General features: G+C 68.2%; 16 protein-coding genes and 1 pseudogene. 11 read left to right on the forward strand and 6 right to left on the reverse strand.

The features are described from left to right. Nucleotides 1–564 precede the first annotated feature (564 nt). From C4B30_RS03300 to C4B30_RS03315, 4 genes are read left to right on the forward strand one after another with little or no spacing between them, the layout of a single operon-like run. Complete coding sequence (locus C4B30_RS03300; RefSeq protein WP_105131713.1) at nt 565–1,890, forward strand: MFS transporter; 1,326 nt, start codon at nt 565–567, stop codon at nt 1,888–1,890. A gap of 21 nt (nt 1,891–1,911) precedes the next feature. Continuing rightward, a complete protein-coding gene (gene nirB / locus C4B30_RS03305) occupies nt 1,912–4,479 on the forward strand; it encodes a nitrite reductase large subunit NirB (RefSeq protein ID WP_105131714.1) in 2,568 nt (855 codons plus the stop codon). Nucleotides 4,480–4,517: 38 nt separating this feature from the next. Continuing rightward, nucleotides 4,518–4,862, forward strand: coding sequence for a nitrite reductase small subunit NirD (nirD, locus tag C4B30_RS03310; protein WP_027780790.1), 345 nt, complete (start codon nt 4,518–4,520; stop codon nt 4,860–4,862). 16 nt (nt 4,863–4,878) lie between these two features. Then, complete coding sequence (locus C4B30_RS03315) at nt 4,879–9,066, forward strand: bifunctional nitrate reductase/sulfite reductase flavoprotein subunit alpha (protein ID WP_105131715.1); 4,188 nt, start codon at nt 4,879–4,881, stop codon at nt 9,064–9,066. 191 nt (nt 9,067–9,257) lie between these two features. Here the strand turns inward: C4B30_RS03315 and C4B30_RS03320 are convergent, their stop codons facing one another. After that, nucleotides 9,258–10,034, reverse strand: a complete 777-nt coding sequence (locus tag C4B30_RS03320) for an SDR family oxidoreductase (RefSeq protein WP_105131716.1) — start codon at nt 10,032–10,034, stop codon at nt 9,258–9,260. A 4-nt stretch (nt 10,035–10,038) separates the two neighbouring features. Next, nucleotides 10,039–10,479 (reverse strand): GlcG/HbpS family heme-binding protein, encoded by a 441-nt coding sequence (locus C4B30_RS03325; RefSeq protein ID WP_105131717.1) that lies wholly within the window; start codon nt 10,477–10,479, stop codon nt 10,039–10,041. Nucleotides 10,480–10,574: 95 nt separating this feature from the next. Here C4B30_RS03325 and C4B30_RS03330 point away from each other — a divergent pair, with 95 nt between their 5' ends. From C4B30_RS03330 to C4B30_RS03350, 4 genes are all read left to right on the forward strand, one after another. Continuing rightward, complete coding sequence (locus C4B30_RS03330) at nt 10,575–11,489, forward strand: LysR family transcriptional regulator (protein ID WP_027780786.1); 915 nt, start codon at nt 10,575–10,577, stop codon at nt 11,487–11,489. A gap of 81 nt (nt 11,490–11,570) precedes the next feature. Next, a complete protein-coding gene (locus C4B30_RS03335; protein ID WP_105131718.1) occupies nt 11,571–12,005 on the forward strand; it encodes a hypothetical protein in 435 nt (144 codons plus the stop codon). 413 nt (nt 12,006–12,418) lie between these two features. After that, nucleotides 12,419–15,013: a bifunctional lysylphosphatidylglycerol flippase/synthetase MprF gene (mprF, locus tag C4B30_RS03345; protein ID WP_105131719.1), complete on the forward strand. Its 2,595-nt coding sequence runs from the start codon at nt 12,419–12,421 to the stop codon at nt 15,011–15,013. Beyond that, nucleotides 15,010–16,290 (forward strand): virulence factor family protein, encoded by a 1,281-nt coding sequence (locus tag C4B30_RS03350; RefSeq protein ID WP_105131720.1) that lies wholly within the window; start codon nt 15,010–15,012, stop codon nt 16,288–16,290. The genes mprF and C4B30_RS03350 overlap by 4 nt, the downstream gene beginning before the upstream one ends. 82 nt (nt 16,291–16,372) lie before the next feature. Here C4B30_RS03350 and C4B30_RS35790 read toward each other — a convergent pair. The 4 genes and pseudogenes from C4B30_RS35790 to uxuA all read right to left on the reverse strand — a co-directional run. Then, nucleotides 16,373–16,513, reverse strand: a pseudogene (locus tag C4B30_RS35790) (DUF934 domain-containing protein); the annotation flags it as partial. A gap of 13 nt (nt 16,514–16,526) precedes the next feature. Beyond that, nucleotides 16,527–16,916 (reverse strand): hypothetical protein, encoded by a 390-nt coding sequence (locus C4B30_RS03360; protein ID WP_105131721.1) that lies wholly within the window; start codon nt 16,914–16,916, stop codon nt 16,527–16,529. A gap of 318 nt (nt 16,917–17,234) precedes the next feature. Further along, nucleotides 17,235–18,545 carry an MFS transporter gene (locus C4B30_RS03370; RefSeq protein ID WP_027780781.1) on the reverse strand — a complete coding sequence of 437 codons (1,311 nt, stop codon included), beginning with the start codon at nt 18,543–18,545 and terminating at the stop codon, nt 17,235–17,237. Nucleotides 18,546–18,617: 72 nt separating this feature from the next. Then, nucleotides 18,618–19,679 (reverse strand): mannonate dehydratase, encoded by a 1,062-nt coding sequence (uxuA, locus tag C4B30_RS03375; RefSeq protein ID WP_199779034.1) that lies wholly within the window; start codon nt 19,677–19,679, stop codon nt 18,618–18,620. A 263-nt stretch (nt 19,680–19,942) separates the two neighbouring features. On the opposite strand from uxuA, the gene C4B30_RS03380 reads away from it, so the two are divergent. From C4B30_RS03380 to C4B30_RS03390, 3 genes are all read left to right on the forward strand, one after another. Next, entirely contained in the window at nt 19,943–20,665 is a 723-nt protein-coding gene (locus C4B30_RS03380; protein ID WP_105131723.1) for a FadR/GntR family transcriptional regulator, read from the forward strand. 175 nt (nt 20,666–20,840) lie between these two features. After that, complete coding sequence (locus C4B30_RS03385; protein ID WP_027780778.1) at nt 20,841–21,971, forward strand: extracellular solute-binding protein; 1,131 nt, start codon at nt 20,841–20,843, stop codon at nt 21,969–21,971. Next, nucleotides 21,968–23,740 (forward strand): GGDEF domain-containing protein, encoded by a 1,773-nt coding sequence (locus C4B30_RS03390; RefSeq protein WP_105131724.1) that lies wholly within the window; start codon nt 21,968–21,970, stop codon nt 23,738–23,740. The genes C4B30_RS03385 and C4B30_RS03390 overlap by 4 nt, the downstream gene beginning before the upstream one ends. Nucleotides 23,741–23,766: the final 26 nt, after the last annotated feature.

Below are 23,766 nucleotides of genomic sequence, written 5' to 3' on the forward strand. Positions count from 1 at the left end.
CGAGCACGGGGGACGCCGTTGTCCTGGATGGCTCGCCGTGAAGGGCGAGCAGGGTTTTGCGGGGACTGCCCACCGGCGCCGTTGCCGGTGTGATGGATAGGGTTCAGCAATATCCGGGCCAACCGGCGCAACGTACGGCCATCGCGCGCCGCGATGCACCGCGCGATGGCCGTACGCATGCATGCGCTTGCCGCGCACGGGCCGGCGCGATGCCGCATCGGTGTGCATCGTGCCCCGTCAACGCGCACCGCAATGTCGCACGGCGACAGTGCTGCAGCGCACCACAACTGTGCCTCGCTGCATCGCGGCGCATCGTGCGCCGCGTGCCGGAGGGCGGTGCAGCCTGGCCGGCGAGCCTTGCGCGGCGGGGCCGCCAGCGCGACTCGGGCCGACATGGCACGGTGTTTGCATAAGGTGGTTCGGACGCGTCAATGGCGATGCGTCCGCAGTACCGATTACAGAAGCGCCCGGCAACGGGCTTCATCATGGGCAACGGCGTCCTACGCATCGGGTCTCTCGACGAGACCGGGTGCGCAGGACGCCGTTTTTCGTTTGGCGGATGACATGACCGACAAAGCTACCCGTATCGATCTCTTCAGCTTCCGCAGCGCGCCGATGCGCGCGTTCCATCTGACGTGGATGGCGTTCTTCGTATGCTTTTTCGCGTGGTTCGCGTGCGCGCCGCTGATGCCGCTGATCGCGCGCGAATTCCATCTCACGGCGGCGCAAGTCGCGAACGTCAACATCGCCGCGGTGGCCGCGACGATCGCCGTGCGGCTGCTGGTCGGTCCGATGTGCGACCGCTTCGGTCCGCGCCGCGTGTATGCCGGGCTGCTGCTGCTCGGCGCGATCCCCGTGTTCGCCGTGTCGTTCACGCACGATTACCTGTGGTTCCTGATCTGCCGGCTCGGCATCGGCGCGATCGGCGCGGGCTTCGTGATCACGCAGTACCACACCTCGGTGATGTTCGCGCCGAACGTGGTCGGCACCGCGAACGCGACGACGGCCGGCTGGGGCAATGCGGGCGCGGGCGCGACGCAGGCGCTGATGCCGCTGCTGGTCGCCGCCGGCCTGATGCTCGGCCTCGGCGAACACTCGTCGTGGCGCGTCGCGCTGGTCGTGCCGGGCGTGGCGATGCTCGTGATGGCGTGGGCCTACTGGCGCTTCACGCAGGACTGCCCGCAAGGCGATTTCGTCGCGCTGCGCAAGCAGGGCGTGACGGTCGACAGCGGCAAGAAGGGCGGCTGGGCCAGCTTTTTCGCCGCATGCGGCAACTACCGCGTGTGGATGCTGTTCGTCACGTACGGCGCGTGCTTCGGCGTCGAGGTGTTCATCCACAACATCGCCGCGCTGTACTACGTCGATCACTTCAGCCTGTCGCTGAAGGATGCCGGTTTCGCGGTCGGCCTGTTCGGTCTGCTCGCGCTGTTCGCCCGCGCGCTCGGCGGCTGGCTGTCGGACAAGATCGCCGCCCGCCGCAGCCTCGACGTGCGCGCGATGCTGCTGTGCGCGCTGATCATCGGCGAAGGGCTCGGGCTGATCTGGTTCTCGCATGCGCAAGGCATCGGCATCGCCCTCGTCGCGATGCTGACCTTCGGTCTCTTCACGCACATGGCGTGCGGCGCGACCTACGCGCTCGTGCCGTTCATCGACCGCAAGGCGCTCGGCGGCGTCGCGGGGATCGTCGGCGCGGGCGGCAACGTCGGCGCGGTCGCCGCGGCTTTCCTGCTGAAGGGCGTCGGCGACGTGCAGCACACGCTGAGCCTGCTCGGCCTCGCGGTCACCGCGACCGCGTTGTGCGCGATGGCCGTGCGCTTCAGCGAAGAACACAAGGCGCGCGAAGCCGAACTGCGCGATCGCGCGCTGGCCGCCGCCGGCGCCGCGAACTGATCGACCGAAGGAACCGTCATCATGAAACTCATCGTCATCGGCCACGGCATGGTCGGCCACAAGCTTCTCGAATGCGTCGCGGCGCAAGCCGGCACGGCCGGCGCGCTGCAGGTCACCGTGCTCGGCGAGGAACCGCGCCCGGCCTACGATCGCGTGCACCTGTCGGAATTCTTCGCGGGCAAGTCGGCGGACGACCTGTCGCTCGTCGAAGCCGGCTTCTTCGAGCGCCATCCGCAGTTCGACCTGCGCCTGAACGCGCAAGTCGCATCGATCGACCGCGCCGCGCATACGGTCACGCTCGTGTCGGGCGAAACGCTCGCGTACGACAAGCTGGTGCTCGCCACGGGCTCGCGTCCGTTCGTGCCGCCGGTGCCGGGCCGCGATCGCGCGGGCTGCTTCGTGTACCGGACGATCGAGGATCTCGAAGCGATGCAGGCGTGCGGCGCGCACGCGAAGCGCGGCGTCGTGATCGGCGGCGGGCTGCTCGGCCTCGAATGCGCGAAGGCGCTGCACGACATGGGGCTCGACACGCACGTCGTCGAATTCGCGCCGCGCCTGATGGCCGTGCAGGTCGACGACGGCGGTGGCCGGATGCTGCGTTCGAAGATCGAGGCGCTCGGCGTGACCGTGCATACCGGCAAGAACACGCTCGAGATCGTCGACGGCGAAGCAGGCACGCACCGGATGGCGTTCGCCGACGGCACGCATCTCGACACCGACATGATCGTGTTCTCGGCCGGCATCCGGGCGCGCGACGAACTGGCCCGCGCGTGCGGGCTCGACATCGGCCCGCGCGGCGGCGTCGCGATCGACGACGCATGCCGCACGAGTGACGCCGACATCTACGCGATTGGCGAATGCGCGGCCTGGAACGGCATGGTGTACGGCCTCGTCGCGCCCGGCTACGACATGGCGCGCGTGGTCGCGAAACAGCTCGGCGGCGAGGCCGACGACGCCGCCGCGTTCGCAGGCGCCGACATGAGCACGAAGCTGAAGCTGATGGGCGTCGACGTGGCGAGCATCGGCGACGCGCACGGCACGACGGCCGGCAGCCGTACTTACCAGTACGCGGACGAGCGCCGCCAGGTCTACAAGAAGCTCGTGGTGTCCGACTGCGGCAAGTTCCTGCACGGCGCGGTGATGGTGGGCGACGCAACCGAGTACGGCACGCTGCTGCAGATGATGCTGAACCGCATCGAGCTGCCCGAATCGCCGGAATTCCTGATCCTGCCGTCGTCGGACGGCGTGGCGAAGCCGGCGATCGGCGTCGATGCGCTGCCCGCGGCCGCGCAGATCTGCTCGTGCAACAACGTGTCGAAGTCGCAGATCTGCGCGGCGGTGGCCGACGGCGCGACGAGCCTCGGCGCGCTGAAGACGTGCACGGGCGCCGGCACGTCGTGCGGCGGCTGCGTGCCGCTCGTCACGCAGATCATGAAGGCCGAGATGAAGAAGCAGGGCCTCGCGGTCAACAACCATCTGTGCGAGCACTTCCCGCATTCGCGCCAGGAGCTGTTCCATCTGATCCGCGTCGAGCGCATCACGACGTTCGACGAACTGCTGCACAAGCACGGCCGCGGGCTCGGCTGCGACGTATGCAAGCCGGCCGTCGCGGGCATCCTCGCGTCGTGTTTCAACGAGTTCGTGCTGAAGAAGGAACACGCGGGGCTGCAGGATTCGAACGACTACTACCTCGCGAACATCCAGCGCGACGGCACGTATTCGGTGGTGCCGCGCATGCCGGGCGGCGAAGTCACGCCGGAAGGGCTGATCGCGGTCGGCCAGGTCGCGAAGAAATACGGCCTGTACACGAAGATCACGGGCGGTCAGCGCGTCGACCTGTTCGGTGCCCGCGTCGAACAGTTGCCGTCGATCTGGGAGGAACTGATCGCGGCCGGCTTCGAATCGGGGCATGCGTACGGCAAGGCGCTGCGCACCGTGAAGTCGTGCGTCGGGTCGACGTGGTGCCGCTACGGCGTCGGCGATTCGGTCGGCCTCGCGATCGACCTGGAGAATCGCTACAAGGGGCTGCGCGCGCCGCACAAGATCAAGTTCGGCGTGTCCGGCTGCACGCGCGAGTGCGCGGAAGCGCAGGGAAAGGACGTCGGCATCATCGCGACGGAGAAGGGCTGGAATCTGTACGTGTGCGGCAACGGCGGGATGAAGCCGCGCCACGCGGAGCTGCTCGCGTCCGATCTCGATCGTGACACGCTGATCCGCTACATCGACCGTTTCCTGATGTTCTACGTGCGCACGGCCGACCGCCTGCAACGCACCAGCGTGTGGCGCGACAACCTCGAAGGCGGCCTCGACTACCTGATCGACGTCGTCGTGCACGACACGCTCGCGATCGCGGCCGAACTCGAAGCCGACATGCAGCACGTGATCGACACGTACGAGTGCGAATGGAAGAAGGCCGTCACCGATCCCGAAACGCGCAAGCGCTTCCGCCACTTCGTGAACAGCGAGGCGCCGGACACGACCATCGAATTCGTCGAGACGCGCGGCCAGATTCGGCCCGCGACGCCCGGCGAGCGCGCGGGGGGCAAGCCCGTGTCGATTCCCGTCGTCGCCGAACCCGCAACCGTTTGACCCTGACCGACACCAGCGTCTTTTACAAGGAGCCCATCATGAACGACCGTCTTCCGCTGTCCTGGACCCGCGTGTGCCCGCTCGACGACATCGTGCCGAACACCGGCGTGTGCGCGCTCGTCAACGGCGAGCAGGTCGCGGTGTTTCACGTCGCGCACGCCGACGGCGGCGTGTTCGCGATCGACAACGTCGATCCCGTGTCGCGGGCCGCCGTGATGTCGCGCGGACTGATCGGCAGCCTCGGCGAGCGCGTCGTGGTTGCATCGCCGCTGTACAAGCAGCACTTCGACCTGCGTACCGGCGAATGCCTGGAAGCGCCCGAGCAGTCGGTGAACGCGTATCCGTCGCGGGTCGAGGACGGCTTCGTGTGGATCGCGGCCTGAGCGCTCTGGAGCACGCATGACCGCCACCCCCGTCAAGAGCGTGTGCCCGTACTGCGGCGTCGGCTGCGGGATGGTGCTGCACGTCGAGGACGGCGAAGTCGTCAAGGTGTCCGGCGACGCCGACCATCCGACCAACTTCGGGCGGCTGTGCACGAAGGGTTCGTCGGCGCACGTCGCGCTGCGCCGCTCGGGGCGGCTCGACCGCGCGTTCGTGCGACGCGCGCGCGAGGACGACCTCGTGCCGCTGCCGGCGCGCGACGCGATCGCCGAGACCGCGCGGCGGCTGCGCGCGGTGCTCGATACGCACGGGCCCGATGCGCTGTCGTTCTACGTGTCGGGGCAGATGTCGATCGAGGCGCAGTATCTCGTGAACAAGCTCGCGAAGGGCTTCGTCGGCACCAACAACATCGAGTCGAACTCGCGCCTCTGCATGGCGAGTGCGAGCACCGGCTACAAGCAGTCGCTCGGCGCCGACGGCCCGCCCGGGTCGTATCAGGATTTCGATCGCGCGAACCTGTTCTTCGTGATCGGCGCGAACATGGCCGATTGCCACCCGATCCTGTTCCTGCGGATGATGGATCGCGTGAAGGCCGGCGCGAAGCTGATCGTCGTCGATCCGCGCCGCACCGGCACCGCCGACAAGGCCGACCTGTTCCTGCAGATCCGGCCGGGCACCGATCTCGCGCTGACGAACGGGCTCCTGCATCTGCTGCACGCGAACGGCCGCACGGATGCCGCGTTCATCGCTGCCTACACCGAAGGCTGGGACGCGATGCCCGCGTTCCTCGCCGACTACACGCCCGAGCGTGTCGCCGAGATCACGGGGCTGGCCGAAGCCGACATCCGCACGGCCGCGCAATGGATCGGCGACGCGCAGGAATGGATGAGCTGCTGGACGATGGGGCTCAACCAGAGCACGCACGGCGTGTGGAACACCAACGCGATCTGCAACCTGCATCTCGCGACCGGCAAGATCTGCCGCCCGGGCAGCGGGCCGTTCTCGCTGACGGGTCAGCCGAACGCGATGGGGGGGCGCGAGATGGGCTACATGGGGCCGGGGTTGCCGGGCCAGCGCTCGGTGGCATCCGACGATGACCGCCGCTTCGTCGAGAACCTGTGGCGCGTGCCGGCCGGCACGCTGCGCAAGGAGACCGGCCAAGGCACGGTCGATCTGTTCGCGCGAATGGCGGCCGGCGACATCAAGGCATGCTGGATCGTCTGCACGAACCCGGTCGCGACCGTGCCGAACCGGCGCAACGTGATCGCCGGGCTGCAGGCGGCGGAGCTCGTGATCGCGCAGGACGCGTTCCTCGACACCGAGACCAACCGCTACGCGGACATCCTGCTGCCCGGCGCGCTGTGGGCCGAGGGCGACGGCGTGATGATCAACTCCGAGCGCAACATGACGCTGATGCGCGCCGCGATCGCGCCGCCCGGCGACGTGCTGCCCGACTGGCGCATCGTCGCGGAAGTCGCGCGTGCGATGGGTTTCGGCGATGCGTTCGATTATGCGTCGGCGGCCGACGTGTTCGACGAGATCGTGCGTTTCTCGAATCCGGCGACGGGCTACGACCTGCGCGGCGTGAGCCATGCGGCGCTGCGCGAGGGGCCCGTGCAGTGGCCGGTCGCGCCGGGCACCGCGTGCGAGCGGCACCCGATCCGCTACCTGAACGACGGCGTGAGCCAGACGCCGCGCACCGCGGCCGACGGCAGCGACGCCCCGCGCCTCGCGTTTCCGACGTCGTCGGGCAAGGCGCGCTTTTTCGCGCGGCCGCACGTCGATCCGGCCGAGCTGCCCGACGACACGTTCCCGATCGTGCTGAACACCGGGCGGCTGCAACATCAGTGGCACACGATGACGAAGACGGGCAAGGTCGCGATGCTGAACAAGCTGAACCCGCGCCCGTTCGTCGAACTGCACCCGGACGATGCGAGCGCGCTCGGCATCGCCGCGAAGGACAGCGTCGAGATCCGTTCGGCGCGCGGCCGCGCGGTGCTGCCGGCCGTCGTGACCGAGCGCGTGCGGCGCGGCAACTGCTTCGCGCCGATGCACTGGAACGACGTATACGGCGACGATCTGTGCATCAACGCGGTGACGAACGACGCTATCGACCCGGAATCGCAGCAACCCGAACTGAAATACTGCGCGGTCGCGCTGACGCGCGTCGAGGCCGACGCGTTCGCGTCCACCGACGACGACACCGCGCGACCCGATGCATGCGCCGACGACGCGCGGCTCGCGCCGGCGATGGTGCAGGCCACTGCTTCACAGGAATCCGACATGGCAGACATCGACAGTTTCGCGGCCGCGCTCCGCGTCGCCGATCTCGCGCCGCCGCCGCTGACCGACACCGAACGGCTGTACGTGGCCGGCCTCGTCGGCGGGCTGAAGGCGAGCGCCGGCCGTCGCGAAGGCAGCGTGCCCGTGCTGCCGGCCGGCGCGCCGCTGACGCCGCCCGTACGGTTCTGGCTCGACGGCATGCTCGCGGGGCTGTTCAGCCGCTCGCTGCCGGCCGGTGCGCAGATTGCCGTGGCGCCCGCGCTGCCGGCCGACGCCGCCGCGTCCGGCGGTGTGCGCATCGTGCGCACGCGCCCGAAGGTCGTGCTGCTGTGGGCCTCGCAGACCGGCAACATCGAATCGTTGACCGAGGATTACGCGACGAAGCTGATGAACGCGGGCTTCGAGATCCGCACCGCGTGCATGTCCGACTATCCGGTCACGTCGCTCGCCGGTGCGCAATACGTGCTGCTGATGACGAGCACGTTCGGCGACGGCGATGCGCCCGACAACGGCGGCGAGTTCTGGGACGCGCTGCAGGCCGGCAGCGCCGCGCGTCTCGACGGCGTGCATTTCGCGGTGCTCGCGTTCGGCGACCGCAATTACGACCAGTTCTGCGGCCATGGCCGCCGGCTCGACGCGCGGCTCGCGGAACTCGGCGCGGCGCGCCTGTGTGCGCGCGTCGATTGCGACGTCGAATTCCAGCACGATGCCGATCAGTGGCTCGAGCGCGTCGTCGCGCGGATCAAGGAGGCCGATGCCGCGCTGCACGCGGTGCCGTCCGGCGGGTTAAGCCCGTCGGGCCTGCTGCCGACGAAGGCGCATCCGGCGCCGTCGAAGCTCGTCGCGAACCTGCGGCTGAACCGGCCGGGCGCCGCGAAAGACACGCGCTATGTGTCGCTGTCGACCCAGGGCGCGAACCTCGAATACGAAACCGGCGACGCGCTCGGCGTATGGCCCACCAACTGCCCGGAACTGGTCGACGAACTGCTGTCCGTCACCGCGCTGAAGGCCGATGCGCCCGTGTCGGTGGCGGGCATCGGCGATATCCGGCTCGGCGATGCGCTCGCGCGCCACTTCGACATCACGCGCCCGCATCCGGACACGCTGGCCTTCATCGCATCGCGCAGCGCGAACGGCGCGCTGAAGTCGCTGCTCGGCGACGATCGCAAGGCCGACCTCAAGCAATGGTTGTGGGGGCAACAGCTTGCGGACGTGCTGCACGAATACCCCGTCGAGCTGTCGGGCGCGGAGCTGGTCGGCATGCTCAAGCGCATGCAGCCGCGCCTCTATTCGATCGCGTCGAGCCCGAGCGCACACGAGGGGGAGATTCACCTGACCGTGTCGGCCGTGCGCTATCACAACGGCCGGCGCGCGCGCAAAGGCGTCGCGTCGACGTTCCTCGCCGATCGCGCGGACGACGGCCGCGTGCCCGTGTTCGTGCAGAAATCCGCGCATTTCCGGCCGCCGGTGAACGGCGACGTGCCGATCGTGATGGTCGGCCCGGGCACCGGCGTCGCGCCGTTCCGCGGCTTCCTGCACGAGCGGCAGGCGCGCGGCGCGCGAGGGCGCAACTGGCTGTTCTTCGGCGAGCAGCACGCGCAGACCGACTTCTACTACGGCGACGAGCTGGGCGCGATGCACGACAGCGGGTTCCTCACGCGGCTCGATCTCGCGTTCTCGCGCGACCAGGCCGACAAGGTCTACGTGCAGGACCGGATGCGCGAACAGGGCGCCGAGTTGTTCGCATGGCTGGAGGAAGGCGCGCACTTCTACGTGTGCGGCGACGCCGCGCGGATGGCCAAGGACGTCGATACGGCGCTGAAGGCGGTCGTCGCCGAGCACGGCGGGATGTCGGACGAAGCCGCGAACGACTACGTCGCGCGGCTTTCGAAGGCACGGCGCTATATGCGGGACGTGTATTGAACGCAGGCGGCGCGGCTTGATGCCGCCGCGCCGGCACGCGGGCTCCGTGCGGCGGCTGGCCGCGCGTCGGCCGCCGGCAGGCCGGGCTGTCGGGACGCCGTCGATGGCGAACGCTGCGCGTGGCGTGACGTGGCGTGGCCGGCGGCTGGCGTGTTACCTCTGCATGAACCGTCTGCCGCCGCCGGTTTGCCTTACTGCTGGCGATCCCACGCATGCGCCTGCTCGGCGCAGACGAATGCCTCCGCCGACCGCGGCAGCAGGTTGCGGAACGCGCCGCCGTCGCCGTCGATCACGTCCACCATCTTCGCGATCATTTCCTCCGGATCGTGTTGTTCGAGCGGGAAGCTCAGCTTTTCCGGCGTCACGGTGTGAACGGCCGGATCGCGCCAGCGTTGCGGCGTCTCCATCATCCGGTCGTTGAAGCCGGTGCTGTACGGGCCGGGATTCACGACGGCGACGCGGATGCCGTGCGGCGCCAGTTCGGCATGCATCGCCTCGGCGATCGATTCGACCGCATGTTTCGACGCACAGTACGCACCCGTGAACGGGCCGGTGATCAACCCGGCAATCGACGACACGAACACGATCTTGCCGTGGCGACGCGCGAGCATGCCGCGCGCGATCTGTTGCGTGAGCTCGAGCGGCCCCAGCACGTTGACGTCGAACAGTTCGCGCACGATCTCGATCGGCAGGTCGACGAGCGCGCCGGCTTCGCCGACGCCGGCGTTGTTGACGAGCACGTCGACCTCGACATCGGCCGCGCGGGTCCGGTCATACGCGGACGTGACGTCGAGCTTGACGACGCGCAGCGTCGCGCCGCGTCGGGCGGCGGCGCTCGTCACGACGTCGATCTCGGCGGCGGCGCGGACGCCGGCCGTCACTTCGTGGCCGCGTTCGGCGAGCCGTAGCGCGACTTCGAGGCCGAAGCCCGAGCCCGCGCCGGTGATGAGGATGCGTTTTTGTGCCATGTGCCTACTCCTTGCGGTTGAGTGTTGCCAGGAAATGATCGCTGCAGGCTCGCGCGATCGCTTCATCTTGTTCGACGCTGCCGCCCGACACGCCGATCGCGCCGACGCAGCGCCAGTCGCCGTCGATGAGCGGCTCGCCGCCGCCGAACGTGACGAGCCCGCCGTGACTGTGCTCGATGCCGCGCAACGACCCCTCCACGCCGGACATCGCGCCGAGCGACGCGGTCGACGCGCGAAAGCGGATCGCCGTCAGCGCCTTGCGCTGCGCGAGGTCGATCGCGCCGAGAAAGCAGTCGTCGGTGCGCGCGAATGCGAGCAGGTTGGCGCCGGCGTCGACGATCGCGATGGCGACACCCGCGATCTGCCACGCGGCGGCATGCGCGAGTCCTGCGTCGATCGTGCGTTGGGCGGCTGCAAGCGGCAGTGAGGTGCTGAACGGGTTCATGCGGGGCTCCGATTGGACGACAGGGCCAGTTTAGGCAGTCCGGTTATATGGGAGAATCGCCATTCCGCTCGAAAGAGTTTTAAGTTTTTCTAATGATGAGCCGACGCGATCCGATGGCCGGGCTGCACGTCTTCATGAGTGTCGCGACGTCCGGCAACTTCACCCGGGCGGCCGCCGCGCTCGGCCTGACGCCCGCCGCGGTCAGCCTCGCGATCGGGCAACTCGAAGGCGAACTGAACGTCAAGCTGTTCAACCGGAGCACGCGCGGCGTGAGCCTGACGGAAGCGGGGCAGCGCTATTGGCGGCAGACGGAGCCCGCGTACCGGCAAGTCGTGCAGGTGCGGGAAGAACTGAAGGACGCACGCAGCGAGCCGAGCGGCCTGCTGCGCATCACGGCGCTGCCGCTGGCGCGCACGCTCGTGATCGCGCCGATGCTGGCGGAGTTCCGCCGCCGCTACCCGAAGGTCCGGCTCGAGATCCATTACGAGAACGAACTCGTCGATATCGCGAAGGACGGATTCGATGCGGGGATTCGTCTTGCCGACCGGCTGCAGCCGGGCATGATCGGCGTGCGAATCGCCCCCGCGTTGTCGTGCGCGCTCGTCGCGTCGCCGGACTACCTGGCGCGGCACGGCACGCCGGAGGCGGTGGCGGATCTCGGCGATCATCCGTGTATCCGCTTCCGCTTTTCGGAAAGCGGGCGCCTGCACAAGTGGCTGCTGCGCGATGGGCGCCGCGACGTCGATCTCGATCCCGACGGCGCATTCGTGACCAACGACGCGGATGCGGTGATCGACGCGGCGCGCGCGGGCATCGGCATTGCATTCGCGTTCATGCGCGAGCGGATCGAGCAGGATCTGCGCGACGGGACGCTCGTCGAGGTGTTGCCCGGCGCGTGCCGGACGCTGCCGCCGATGTGGCTGTATTACGTGAACCGCAAGCATGTACCGGCCAAGCTGCGGGCATTCATCGATCTGCTGCGCGAGCGCGAAGGCGCGGACGCGGCGTAATCGCATCGGCGTGGCTCACTGCAGCAATGGATCCGGCGGTGCATGATGACGGCTCCAGCCACGAAGCCATGGAGTCGCGTGATGACCGTATTCCCGCATGTTCCGATTCGAACGCTCGTGATTGCCGCAACGTTGGCGGCGGCCGCGATCTCCGGCGCGCCGGCCGTCGGTCAGGCGTCGACAGTGCCGGCCGGTTCGGCTGTCGCCACGCCCGACAACGCGGTACTGCTGACCGTCTTCCTGAAACACGACGAATCGCGCCCGCTCGCGGAGCTGAATGCGCAGCTTGCAAAGCAGGGGTTCTACAAGGCGTTTCCGCCGCCGGGTGTCGAGGTGGTGAGCTGGACGGTGACGATGGGGATCGGGCAGATCGTCGTGCTGCGACTGCCGGCGTCGCGGCTACGCGAGGTCAATCGCGTGCTCGAGGATACGGCCTGGGGGGTGTACCGGACGGAGTTCTATCCGACTTACGACTACAAGGCGATCGGGTTGGGGGAGCATGAGCGGGCGAAGTAAGGGAGGCAGGATGTTTCCGCGCTGGCGCGGACGTCCAAATCAATCCGCCCCCATTCCGGTAAAGCCTCGCGACGCGACGCGTTCGTCCTCGCGGGGTAGAGCCCATCCGGCGGATTCTTCCCAAATGGACGACAAGTCATTCATCCGATGAAAAAACCGCCCCGGTTCCCGGTATGATGCGCACCTTGCGTTCGTAGGACGCACTGTCTCTTTATGCGTTTTGATGTGCGAGAAACCACAAATCCGCACAAAGCCGACGTGAAAGATTCTGTAATATTAATTCCGTATACTCGTAAGTTCTGATCCAGGCGCTCCGAGCCCGTCTTCGGCCGGCGCCCACGCAGAACAACCAGATACGTCGCCGCCCGGCCATCCCGCGCCGCGACACGCTATGCACCACCACTGAACAACCTATGTCTTCCCGCCACCCTGGGTCGCCGGGCCGTGCCGCGGCGGCGATCGCCCGTACCCGGGCGCTGATCCGCAACGAGCGCGTGCTGTCGCCGCTGCTCGCGCTCGGCATCGGCCTGTTGCTGATCGTGGTTTTCCAGCATCTGTCGGAATCCGTCGACTACCGGTCGGTGATCCGCCAGTTGCGTCACCTGTCCGTCGGCGAGTGGGGCGCGTCGCTGGCCGCGACGGCCCTCAGCTATCTCGCGCTCGTCGCCCGCGATGCGGTCGGCCTGCGCTATGTCGCGGCCAAGGTGCCGCGCATCGCGCTGTGGATCGGCGCGATCGCCGGTTCCGCGCTCGGCAATGCGACCGGCTTCGGCGCGTTGACGGGCGGTGCGGTGCGCGCTCGCGTGTACGGCGTGTCGGGCGTCACGCCTGCCCAGATCGGCCGGATGACGGTGTTCACGAGCGGCACGCTGGCGCTCGCGATGGTGCTGATGACGGCGGTCGGCATGGTCTGCGTGCCGGAGGCGCTCGCGGCGATGCTGCACGTCGCGCCCGGCGTGCTCACGTGGACGGGCGCTGCACTGCTCGTCGCGCTCGCCGCGCTGGTCGTGCTGTGCGGCAACACCGCGCGCCCGGTCGTCACGCGCTTCAAATGGCTGTCGTTCGACGTGCCGGCGCGGCGCGACCTCGTCGCGCAGGTCGTCTACGCGGTGCTCGACGTCGTTGCCGCGGGCCTGACGCTGTGGGTATTGCTGCCGGCGGCGCCCGTCGGCTTCCCGACCTTCATTACCGTTTACGCGGCCGCCTTGCTGCTCGGGATGATCGGCCATACGCCGGGCGGGATCGGCGTGTTCGAAGCGGCGATGGTCTTCACGCTCGGTCGCGAAGTGCCCGCGCACGCGATGGTCGCCGCGCTGATCGCCTATCGCGCGATCTATTTCGGCGTGCCGCTCGTGCTGTCGGCCGGCCTGCTGGCCGGGTTCGAGGGCCGCGCGCTGCGGCGCCGGCTCGTGACGCGGCAGGCCGTGCGCGTGTCGCAGCTCGCGCCGGTGTTCCTGAGCCTCGTGACGTTCGCGGTCGGCGGGATGCTGGTGATCTCGAGCGCGACGCCCGCGTTCTGGCACCGGATCGCGATCCTGCGCCACATCGTGCCGCTGTGGGTGCTCGAAGGCTCGCAGGTGATCTGCAGCGTGCTCGGCGTCGCGCTGCTGTTCGTCGCGCGCGGGCTGCTGCGCCGGCTCGACGGCGCCTGGTGGATGACCTTCGCATTGACGCTCGCGAGCCTCGCGCTGTCGCTGGCCAAGGGCCTCGCGTTCGTCGAGGCCGGTGTGCTCGGGACGCTGCTCGTGCTGCTGCTCGTCAGCCGTCGCCGGTTCAACCGTCATTCTTCGCTGCTCGCCGAGCGCTTCACGGTGAGCTGGTTCGTGTCGGTGGCGATGGTGCTGATGCTGGCCGTGTGGGTGCTGTTCTTCGCGTTCCGCGACGTGCCTTACACGCGCGAGCTGTGGTCGCACTTCTCGTTCGATGCCCGCGCGCCGCGGGCGCTGCGCGCGACGCTCGCGTCCGGCGTGTTCGTCGCGCTGTTCGCGCTCTGGCAATTGCTGCGTCCGGCGCCCGGTCGTTTCGTGAAGCCGGCGGAGCAGGACCTGGTCGACGCGGAGCAGATCATCCGCGCGCAGGAGTGCAGCGATGCGGGCCTGGCGCTGATGGGCGACAAGTCGTTCCTGTTCTCCGAGTCGCGCCGCGCGTTCCTGATGTACGCGAAGAACGGCCGCACGTGGGCCGCACTGCACGACCCGGTCGGGCCGCGTGAAGAGTGGCCGGCGCTGATCAGCAAGTTCATCGCGCTCGCGCATGCGCACAGCGGCCGCGCGGCGTTCTACCAGGTGCGCGCGAACGCGCTGCCGCTGTATCTCGACGCAGGGCTCACGCTGATGAAGCTGGGCGAGGAAGCGCACATCGCGCTCGATCAGTTCGATCTGAAAGGATCGAACCGTTCGCACCTGCGCTACGCGCTGCGCCGCGGCGACAAGGATGCGCTGGCGGTCGAGGTGATCGCGCCGGACGACGTGCCGGCCGCGTTGCCGGCGCTGCGCGGCATCTCCGACGGTTGGCTCGACAGTCGCGATGCGCGCGAGAAGAGTTTCTCGGTGGCCGCGTTCCACGACGGCTATCTCGCGACGCAGTCGGTGATGCTGGTGCGGCAGGCCGACAAGCCGATCGCGTTCGTCACGTTCATGACGACCGACCTCAACACCGAGGCGACGGTCGGCGTGATGCGCCATCTGCCGGAGGCATCGCCGTACGCGATGGAGTACCTGTTTACGCAGCTCGCGCTGCATCTGAAGGAAGCGGGGTTCCGCAAGCTGAGCCTGGGCATCGCACCGTTCTCGGGGATGGGGGCGGCGAAGATGCCGTCGCCGTTCCACCGGCTCGGCCTGATGGTCTGGCGCTTCGGCGGCCGCTTCTACAACTTCCGCGGCTTGCGCGCTTTCAAGAGCAAGTTCGAACCGCACTGGGAGCCGCGTTATCTCGCGGCCTCGGGCTCGGTCGGCGTGTTCGTCACGCTTGCGGATCTGTCATTGCTGGCTGGAGGTCGGCGTTCATGATGTTGAAGAAGGTAATCGCGCGGGCGGCAGCCGCCTGCGCGGGAATGATGCTGGCCGGCGCCGCGTGCGCCGCGCAGCCGGCCGCCGTGAAAGCCGAAACCGTGTCCGGCGGCCGCTACGGACCCGTGACCGTGACCAAGCCGAGCGGGCCGCTGCGCGGGTTCGTCGTGCTGTTCTCGCGTGAGGCCGGCTGGCATGCCGCCGATCAGCAGGCGGCCGACGCGCTCGCGAAAGCCGGAGCGATGACGGTCGGCGTCGACTCCGGGCGTTACGCCGCGAACCTCGCCGCGAAGCAGGAGACCTGCCATCACCTCGACGGCGACGCCGAGGCGGTCAGCCATCAGCTCGAACGTCTCGCGCAGTCGTCGCGCTATTTCACGCCGATCGTCGCGGGCGTGGGCCAGGGCGGCGCGATCGCGAAGCAGATCCTGTCGATGGCGCCGGAGAACACGATCGCCGGCGTCGTCGCGGTGGGGCCGGCCGCGAAGCTCGATCCGCGCTTCAAGCCGTGCCCGCCCGATCCGACGATCGTGCGCCGCGCGATGCCGGGTTTCGTCGAAACGGCTGCCGCGGGCGACACCGCGAAGCTCGTGTCGCTCGTCACGTCGCACTTGCGCGACACCAGCAGCAGCGACGAGCTCGACGTGTCGGACCTGCCGCTCGTCGAGCTGCCGGCCAAGGGCGGCAGCGACCGGCTCGCGATCGTGATCTCGGGCGACGGCGGTTGGCGCGATCTCGACAAGACGATCGCCGAGGCGTTGCAGCGCGACGGCGTGTCGGTGGTCGGCATCGACAGCCTGCGTTATTTCTGGAGCGAGAAGCCGCCCGCGCAGGTGAGTCGCGATCTTGCCCGCGTGATGCGCACCTACATGGCGCGCTGGCATGCGAGCCGCGTGGCGCTGGTCGGCTACTCGTTCGGCGCCGACGTGATGCCGTTCGCGTACAACCGGCTGCCGGCGGACCTGCGCGACAAGGTCGCAGTGATGTCGCTGCTCGGCTTCGCGCCGTCGGCCGATTTCCAGATCCGCGTGACGGGCTGGCTCGGCATGCCCGCGAGCGACAACGCGCTGAAGGTCGCGCCGGAAATCGCGAAGGTGCCGCCGCAACTCGTGCAGTGCTTCTATGGCGCGGAAGAGAAGGACACGATGTGCCCGGCGCTGGCAAACACGGGCGCCGACGTGATCAGGACGGAGGGCGATCACCATTTCGGCCGCGATTACATCGCGCTCGAGAAGAAGATCCTCGGCGCATTCGGCAAGCCGGCAGCGGCGCACTAACCGCCGGCAGCGCCCGCGCGACGGCGGGCGCCGGCCGGTTTGCTTCCGGTTCATTGTACGGGCGGCCAGCGAGCCGCCCGTTTCATTTTCCTGCCTGCGCTGCCGCGTCCTGCGGCGGCATGGTCGTTCTCGCATCGCGCTGATGGAAACCCGGAAACCGGTCGAGCTGCCGTCATGCGGTCGCGAGCTCGGCATCGTCGCCGAACATCACGCTCGAACACCCGTGCGTTCCGCGATCACGCGTCGACGACGAGCGCCGGATCGAGCGCGCGGATGCGCTGGTCGATGAAGTAGCCGCCGCCTTCCTGGTAGCGCAGGAACAGGCGGCCGCACGCGCGGCAGCGGCCGACGGTGCAGCGGTTGTACGGGAAATGGCGCAGCGCGATCGGCGCGTCGTCCGACGCGTAGCGCGTGCCGGCCGGATGATGTTCCGAGTAGGTCGGCTCCGCGTCGCCCGGCGGCGCGAGCGTGGCCACTTCGATCAGCTGCGTGTCCGGCAGCGACAGCGGTAGAGTCGTCCAGCCGGCGAGCGATGTCTTCGTGCACGTGCACGGCTGCGTGACGTGCGCCGCTTCGGCCGTCAGTCTCAGCAGTGCGTCGTGATCGAGGTAAGGCAGTGGGCTCATGAGCAATCGTGAAAGGGCGGGGAGGCCTGCAATGTAACCCGCGTGCCGATCGGCTGCATGGCCGTGACGCAGCCGGCGCAGCGCGCTCGTCGTGCGATTCGGCCGGCCTTGCGTGCCGACGGCTGCGCGACCAGTTCGCCGAGCACGCGGATCGCGCGTTCGATGTCGCGGCTCCACGGATGGCGGAAATTCACACGCACGCGGCGTTCGCCGCCGCACGCGAGCCGAGGCGGCGCCGCGCCGGCGGGCGCGGCTCATTGTCCGATGCGCGGCCCCAAAAGGAACGCGCGGGTGTTTCGGCCGCGCCGTCCCGCTGCGTCAGGCCGCGTTCGGCTCGACGTTCCGCCCGTTGCTGCCGCGCCGCAGCGGCGGCAACGGCTCGACCTTGCCGACGATGAACAGGTACGATAGCGCGCCGACCACGCACAGCGCGCCCGCCACCGCGAGCGGCACGACGAACGAGCCTTTCGTGATCGACAGCATCACGCCGGTGAAGGTCGTGATGAAGATCCCCGCGAGATTGCCCGCGAAGTTCTGGATGCCGCCGAGCGATGCGACGTGCGCAGGCGTCGGCGCGACTTCGCCGACGAGCGTCCACACGTTGGCGCCGGCGAACGACAGGCTCGCATACGCGAGCGCGAACAGGCCGAGGCAGGCCCACACGCTTTCGACGAACGCGGACAGCGCGATCGACGACGACAGCAGCATGCCGAGCACGAGGCAGGTCTTGCGCGCGGCGGTGGCGCTCCAGCCGCGGCGGAACAGGCTGTCCGACACGTAGCCGCCGAGCCAGCCGCCGGGAATCGCGAGCAGCGCGGGCAGCATGCCCCACGTGCCGAGCGACGCGAGCGAGAAGCCGCGCGACTGCAACAGGTAGCTCGGGAACCACGTGATGAAGAAGTAGATCGCGAAGTTCAGGCAGAACAGGCCGATCATCATGCCCCACACGGTGCGGTAGCGGAACAGGTCGAGCCACGACACCTTCGGGCTGTCGGTTGCGGACGCAACCGTCGCTGCGCCGCGTTGCGCGAGCAGCGCATCGACGGCGTCCGGCGCGATCGCGCGATAGCGTTCCGGGTCGCGATAGACGAACCACCATGCCAGCGCCCAAACGATGCCGATGCCGCCCGTGATCACGAACGACCCGCGCCAGCCGACGATCGAGATCAGCCACGCGACGAGCGGCAGCGACAGCGCGGAGCCGACGCGCGAGCCGCTGTCGAAGATGCTGCTGGCCAGGCCGCGCTCGCTGCGCGGAAACCAGTTGAACGCGACCTTCGCGAACGAGGGGATCGCGGCCGCTTCGCCGACGCCGAGCATCAGCCGCACGCCGACGAGTTGCGCGAGGCCGCGTGCGGCGCCCGTCGCGACCGTGAACACCGACCACCAGCCGACGGCCAGCGCGAGGCTCACGCGCACGCCGACCTTGTCGATGAACCAGCCGGCCGGCAATTGCAGGAACGCATAGGTCCAGAAGAACGCGCTCAGCACGAGTCCCATGCCGACCGCGTCGAGGCCGAGGTCGGCACGGATGCTGGGCGCAGCGATCGCGAGGTTCGCGCGGTCGATGAAGTTGATGACGTTGGCCAGGAAGCACATCAGGATCATGGCCCATCGGATGCGTGGCATGCAGGTGTCTCCGCGCGGAATATCGTGGTGGACGACCGGCGATCCGCTGCGCCGGCCGCCTCGAAGGGCGAATTACCGCGACGCTTGCGGCGCGTGATCGAACTTCGCCAGCGCTTCCCACAGGCCGTTCAGGTAGACCGCGCCGAGCGCGCGGTCGTAGAGGCCATAGCCGGGCTTGCCCGTCTCGCCCCAGATCATGCGGCCATGGTCGGGGCGCACGTAGCCGGTGAAGCCGGTGTCGTGATACGCCTTCACGATCGCGGCGATGTCGAGCGAGCCGCAGCTCGACAGGTGCGCGGTTTCCTCGAAATCGCCGTTCGCGTCGACCTTCACGTTGCGGATGTGCGCGAAATGGATCCGGCCCATCGCGCCGAATTCGCGCACGAGCGCTTCGACATCGTTCTCGGGGCCCGCGCCGAGCGAGCCCGAGCACAGCGTCAGCCCGTTCGCGGGCGAGTCGACGATGCGCACGATCCGCGCGAGATCGTCGCGGTTCTTCACGATGCGCGGCAGCCCGAAGATCGGGCGCGGCGGATCGTCGGGATGGATCGCCATCTTCACGCCGGCTTCCTCGGCGACCGGAATGATGGCCTTCAGGAAGTATTCGAGGTTGGCCCAGAGCGCGTTCTCGTCGATATCGCGGTAATCGGCGAGCAGCGCCTGCAACTGTTCGGGCCGGTAGCTCGAATCCCAGCCGGGCAGTGCGATCCCGTCGTTCGGATCGATCCGGTCGACCGCGTCGGTGCTGAATGCGAGGCAGGTCGACCCGTCGTCGAGCGTCTTCGACAGCTCGGTGCGCGTCCAGTCGAACACAGGCATGAAGTTGTAGCAGACGACGCGGATGCCGGCCGCGCCGAGATGGCGGATCGTCTGCCGGTAGTGGTCGATCAGGCGGTCGCGGGTCGGCTTGCCGAGCTTGATGTTCTCGTGCACGGGCACCGATTCGACGACGTCGAACTGCAGGCCCGCGCGCTCGATCGTCGCCTTCAGCGCGTCGATCTTGTGCACGGGCCAGACCGCGCCCACCGGCTCGTCGTAGATCGCGGACACGATATGCGTGACACCGGGAATCTGGCGGATGTATTGCAGCGAGACCGGATCGGACTCGCCGTACCAACGGAAAGACATCTTCACTGGAGCAGCTCCTGGCTGGCGGTTCATGCGGTGGACGACCGGGCGGCGGCGTGCCGGCCCGTCATCGGTGTCGGGATTATGATTGGTATGCCAATTGTGTGGGATAGTGGTTTACCAGTTATTGAGGGGGAACGATGGTCAGCGTGACATTCGAGGAAACGGCTGGTCGGGCTCGCCGGCAGGCCGCACCGGCTTCGGACCAAATTGGTGTACCATTTCGGCGATCCAGCGCCGCAGCGGCGCAGCCTGTTGCGAGCCTTTCGATGACCGATCTTTCCAGCCTGTCCGCCAGCCGCGACACCGATGCCGCGGACCGCTCCTATATCGGCCTTGCGCGGCAGATTCACGCGATGGTGGCTGCCGGCGCGTTCAAAGCCGGCGCACGGCTGCCGTCGGAGCGCAGCCTGGCCGACCAGTTCGGCGTGAGCCGCACGCAGGTGCGCGAGGCGATCATCGCGCTCGAAGTGCAAGGGATCGTCGAGGTGCGGATCGGCTCGGGCATCTACGTGTCGGCGGCCGATGCCGCGCGACCGGTGACGTTCGACGTGCCGCGCGGGCCGGGGCCGATCGAGACGCTGCGCGCGCGCGGGCTGATCGAGGCGGAAATCGCGGCGCTCGCGGCGACCGAACGCAAGGATGCCGATCTCGACCGCCTGTTTTTCTCGCTGACCACGATGCGCGAGCAGATGAACGACAAGGCCGCATACGACGCGGCCGACCGCCAGTTCCACCTGCGAATCGCGGAATCGACCGGCAATACGGTGCTGCTGCACATGGTCACGGCGATGTGGGACTGCGCACGCAGCGATCCGCTGTGGGACAAGATCGAGGAGCACTTTCACTCGACCGCGCTGCGCGAGGCGTCGCAGGAAGATCATCAGCGGATCTTCGCGGCGATCATGGCGCGCGACGCCGACGGGGCGCGCGACGCGATGCGCGCCCACCTGTCGCGCGTGATCGCCGAATTCACGCAGGCCTGGCACTGACGGTCGTGTTCGCGTAATCGCGTATTCGCGGCCCGACGTGGGACCCCTGTAATTGGGTCGCATTCAGCCGTGAGGCCAGTGAATATGCGCGATGTGCGGCTTGTTCCGATTGCGTGACCATGCGTTTTATGGTCTCGTTGCGGGATATCGCATCGACTCGAAAAAGGACAGTCGAATGCAGCCGGGCGATTCACGCGGGGTGCGATTGATCAGGGGAATCGGCGTACGCACACGCGCCCGCGGCGCCGTGCGCATGCTGCTCGTCGTATTGACGTTGGGCTTGCTTGCGCGCGCTCTGCCGGCCTTCGCCGTCTCTCCCGAAACCATCAACGACAACGTGCTGCGCGTGCTGGCCTGGCCCGGTTACGCGGACAGCGATGTCGTCAGCGCATTCGAGGCGCAGTTTCATGTACACGTCGAGGTGACGCTCGTCGATTCCGACGAAGCGTTGTGGACGCGGATGCACAGCGCTTCGCCGCCGCCGTACGACGTGCTGGCCGCGAACACGGCCGAGATCCAGCGCTATGCGCATGAACACCTGCTCGCGCCGATCGACCTGTCGCGCATCCCGAACCGGCGGCGGCAATTACCGAATTTCCAGCAGCTCGCGACGATCGGCGGTCTCGTGCAGGGCGGCGCATCCTACGCGATCCCGTTCACGTATTCGTCGATGGGGTTGATCTACGACCGCAAGCAGGTGCCGGCCGCGCCGCACTCGATGCGCGAGCTGTGGAATCCGCGCTATCGCGGCAAGGTGCTCGACTTCAACAGCGCGCAGCACAATTTCTCGTTCACGGCGCTGGCGCTCGGCTATCCCGATCCGTTCCACCTGTCGCCCGCGCAGACGCTTGCGGTGGCCCGCAAGCTGATCGACCTGCGCCGCAACCTGCTGACGTACTACACGCTGCCTGAAGAAGCGACCGCGCTGTTCGTCCAGCATCGCGCGGCGCTGATGTTCGGCAACTACGGCACGCAGCAGGTCGAGCAGTTGCGTCGCGCCGGCGCGGACGTCGGCTACGTGATCCCGGACGAAGGCGCGCTCGCGTGGCTCGATTGCTGGGCCGTCACGCGCGGCGCGCTCCGTCCCGAGCTTGCATTCGCGTGGATCGACTACATGCTCGAACCGGCGATCGGCGCGCTGCTCACCGAGCGTCAGGGGCTCGCGAACACGCTCGAACCGCCGCGCGGCCTGGATACCGGGCACCAGCATCTCGTGTGGATTCAGCCCGTGGAGGACATCGCGCGCCGCGAGTCGCTGTGGAGCCGTATCGTGTCGGGCGATCGGCCGGAGCGATTCGAAAAATGATCCGGCTCGGGCTCACGTCGAAGCTGTCGGTGCTGTTCGCGTGCATCGGCGTGATCGCGTCCGGCACGACCGGCTACTACGCGTATCGCGCCAACCGCGCGATGCTCGTGCAGGAAGCGGAGCACAGTCTGCTGATGTCGACGCAACTGCTCGGGCAGCGCTTCACGACCGCGCTCGCCGATGTTGCCGACGATGTGCTCGTGCTCGCTCAGTTGCCGTCGTCCGCGTTCGTCGCGGGCGGCGACCATCCGGACAACGCGCGACGCATGCGGCTCGAGCAGGTGTATTACAGCTTCATGAGAAATCATGCCGAATATCTGCAGATCCGCCTGATCGCGAGCGGGCATTTCGGGATTGAACGCATTCGCCTCGACCGCGATGCGCGCGGCATCGTCGTGCTTCCCGAAAGCGTGTTTCAGGAGAAAGGGCAGTTCTCCTACGTATTCGATACGCTCGCGACGGCGCCCGGCCATATCTACCTGTCGCCGATCGCGATCGATCACGAGACGGTATCGCATGCGGCGGAAGGGCTGCCGATCCTGCGCGTGGGGACGCCGGTGGTCGACGCATCGGGCGAGACGGTCGGCGCACTCGTCGTCGACGTCGAGCTCTCTCGGGTGTTCGACCGGCTCGAACGCGATCTGCCGGACGACTATGCGGTCTATCTCGCGAACGAGTGGGGCGATTTTCTCGTGCATCCCGATCCGCAGCAGACGTTCGGCTTCGATCGCGGCCGGCGCGTGCTGATGCAGGATCGCTTTGCCGTCACGCGTGCGCTGTTCGACAGCGGGCGCACGAACGTGACGCTCAATGGCCTCGCGCAGCCCGACGAGGCGCCGGGCCAGATGTTCGCGTTCGTGCGCACGCCGTTCGGGCACGACGAGGGCAACCGCTTCGTCGTGCTCGGGATGGCCCGCCCGCTGGCGGACGTGCTCGTGCCGGCCGGCATGCTGGGCGAACGGATCGTCAGGATGGTGCTCGTATCGAGCGTGCTGGCGGTGATCCTCGCGATCCTGTTCGCGCGTGCGATCACGCGGCCGCTGCAGACGCTCGCGCGCGCCGCGACGCATGTGTTCGACGATCAGGCCGCCGAACGGCTGCCCGTTGCGCGGGCCGACGAGATCGGCGTGCTCGCGCGCTGTTTCGACAGCATGCGCGTCGAAATCCGCACGCAGATGGCGATGTTGCGCGCGAAACAGCTGGAGCTGACGCACCTCGCCGGTCACGACCCGCTGACCGGCCTGCCGAACCGCCTGCTGTTCATGGAGCATCTCGATGCCGCGATCCGGCATGCGGCTGCGGTGCGCGAGGGGCTGGCGGTGATGTTCGTCGATCTCGACCGCTTCAAGCAGATCAACGACCAGCACGGGCACTCGGCCGGCGACCGCACGCTCGTCACGGTCGCGAAGCGGTTGAGCCAGGTGCTGCGCAACGGCGACATGGTGGCACGGCTCGGCGGCGACGAATTCGTCGTGCTGATTTCGGACGTGCGTTCACCGGCGGTGATCGGCGATGTCGCGACGCGCATCCAGATCGTGATGGCCGAGGAACTGGAATTCGACGAAGGGCGCATGGCCGTCGGCGCGAGCATCGGCGTCAGCGAGTTTCCGGCGGATGGCGCGTCGGCCGAGGAGTTGCTCGTCAAGGCCGACGCGGCGATGTACGCGGCGAAGGCGTCCGCGCAATGCGTGTGCGTGCGCTATCAGGATCTGGTCCGCGGCGGCGGGCCTGACGAGACGGGCCGCGTCGCGTCGGGCGGCAACCGCTGACGGCGCCGGAACGCAACGAGCCCGTC

It is taken from the genome of Burkholderia sp. BE12 (assembly GCF_002959955.1).
In the GTDB taxonomy this organism is placed as follows: domain Bacteria; phylum Pseudomonadota; class Gammaproteobacteria; order Burkholderiales; family Burkholderiaceae; genus Burkholderia.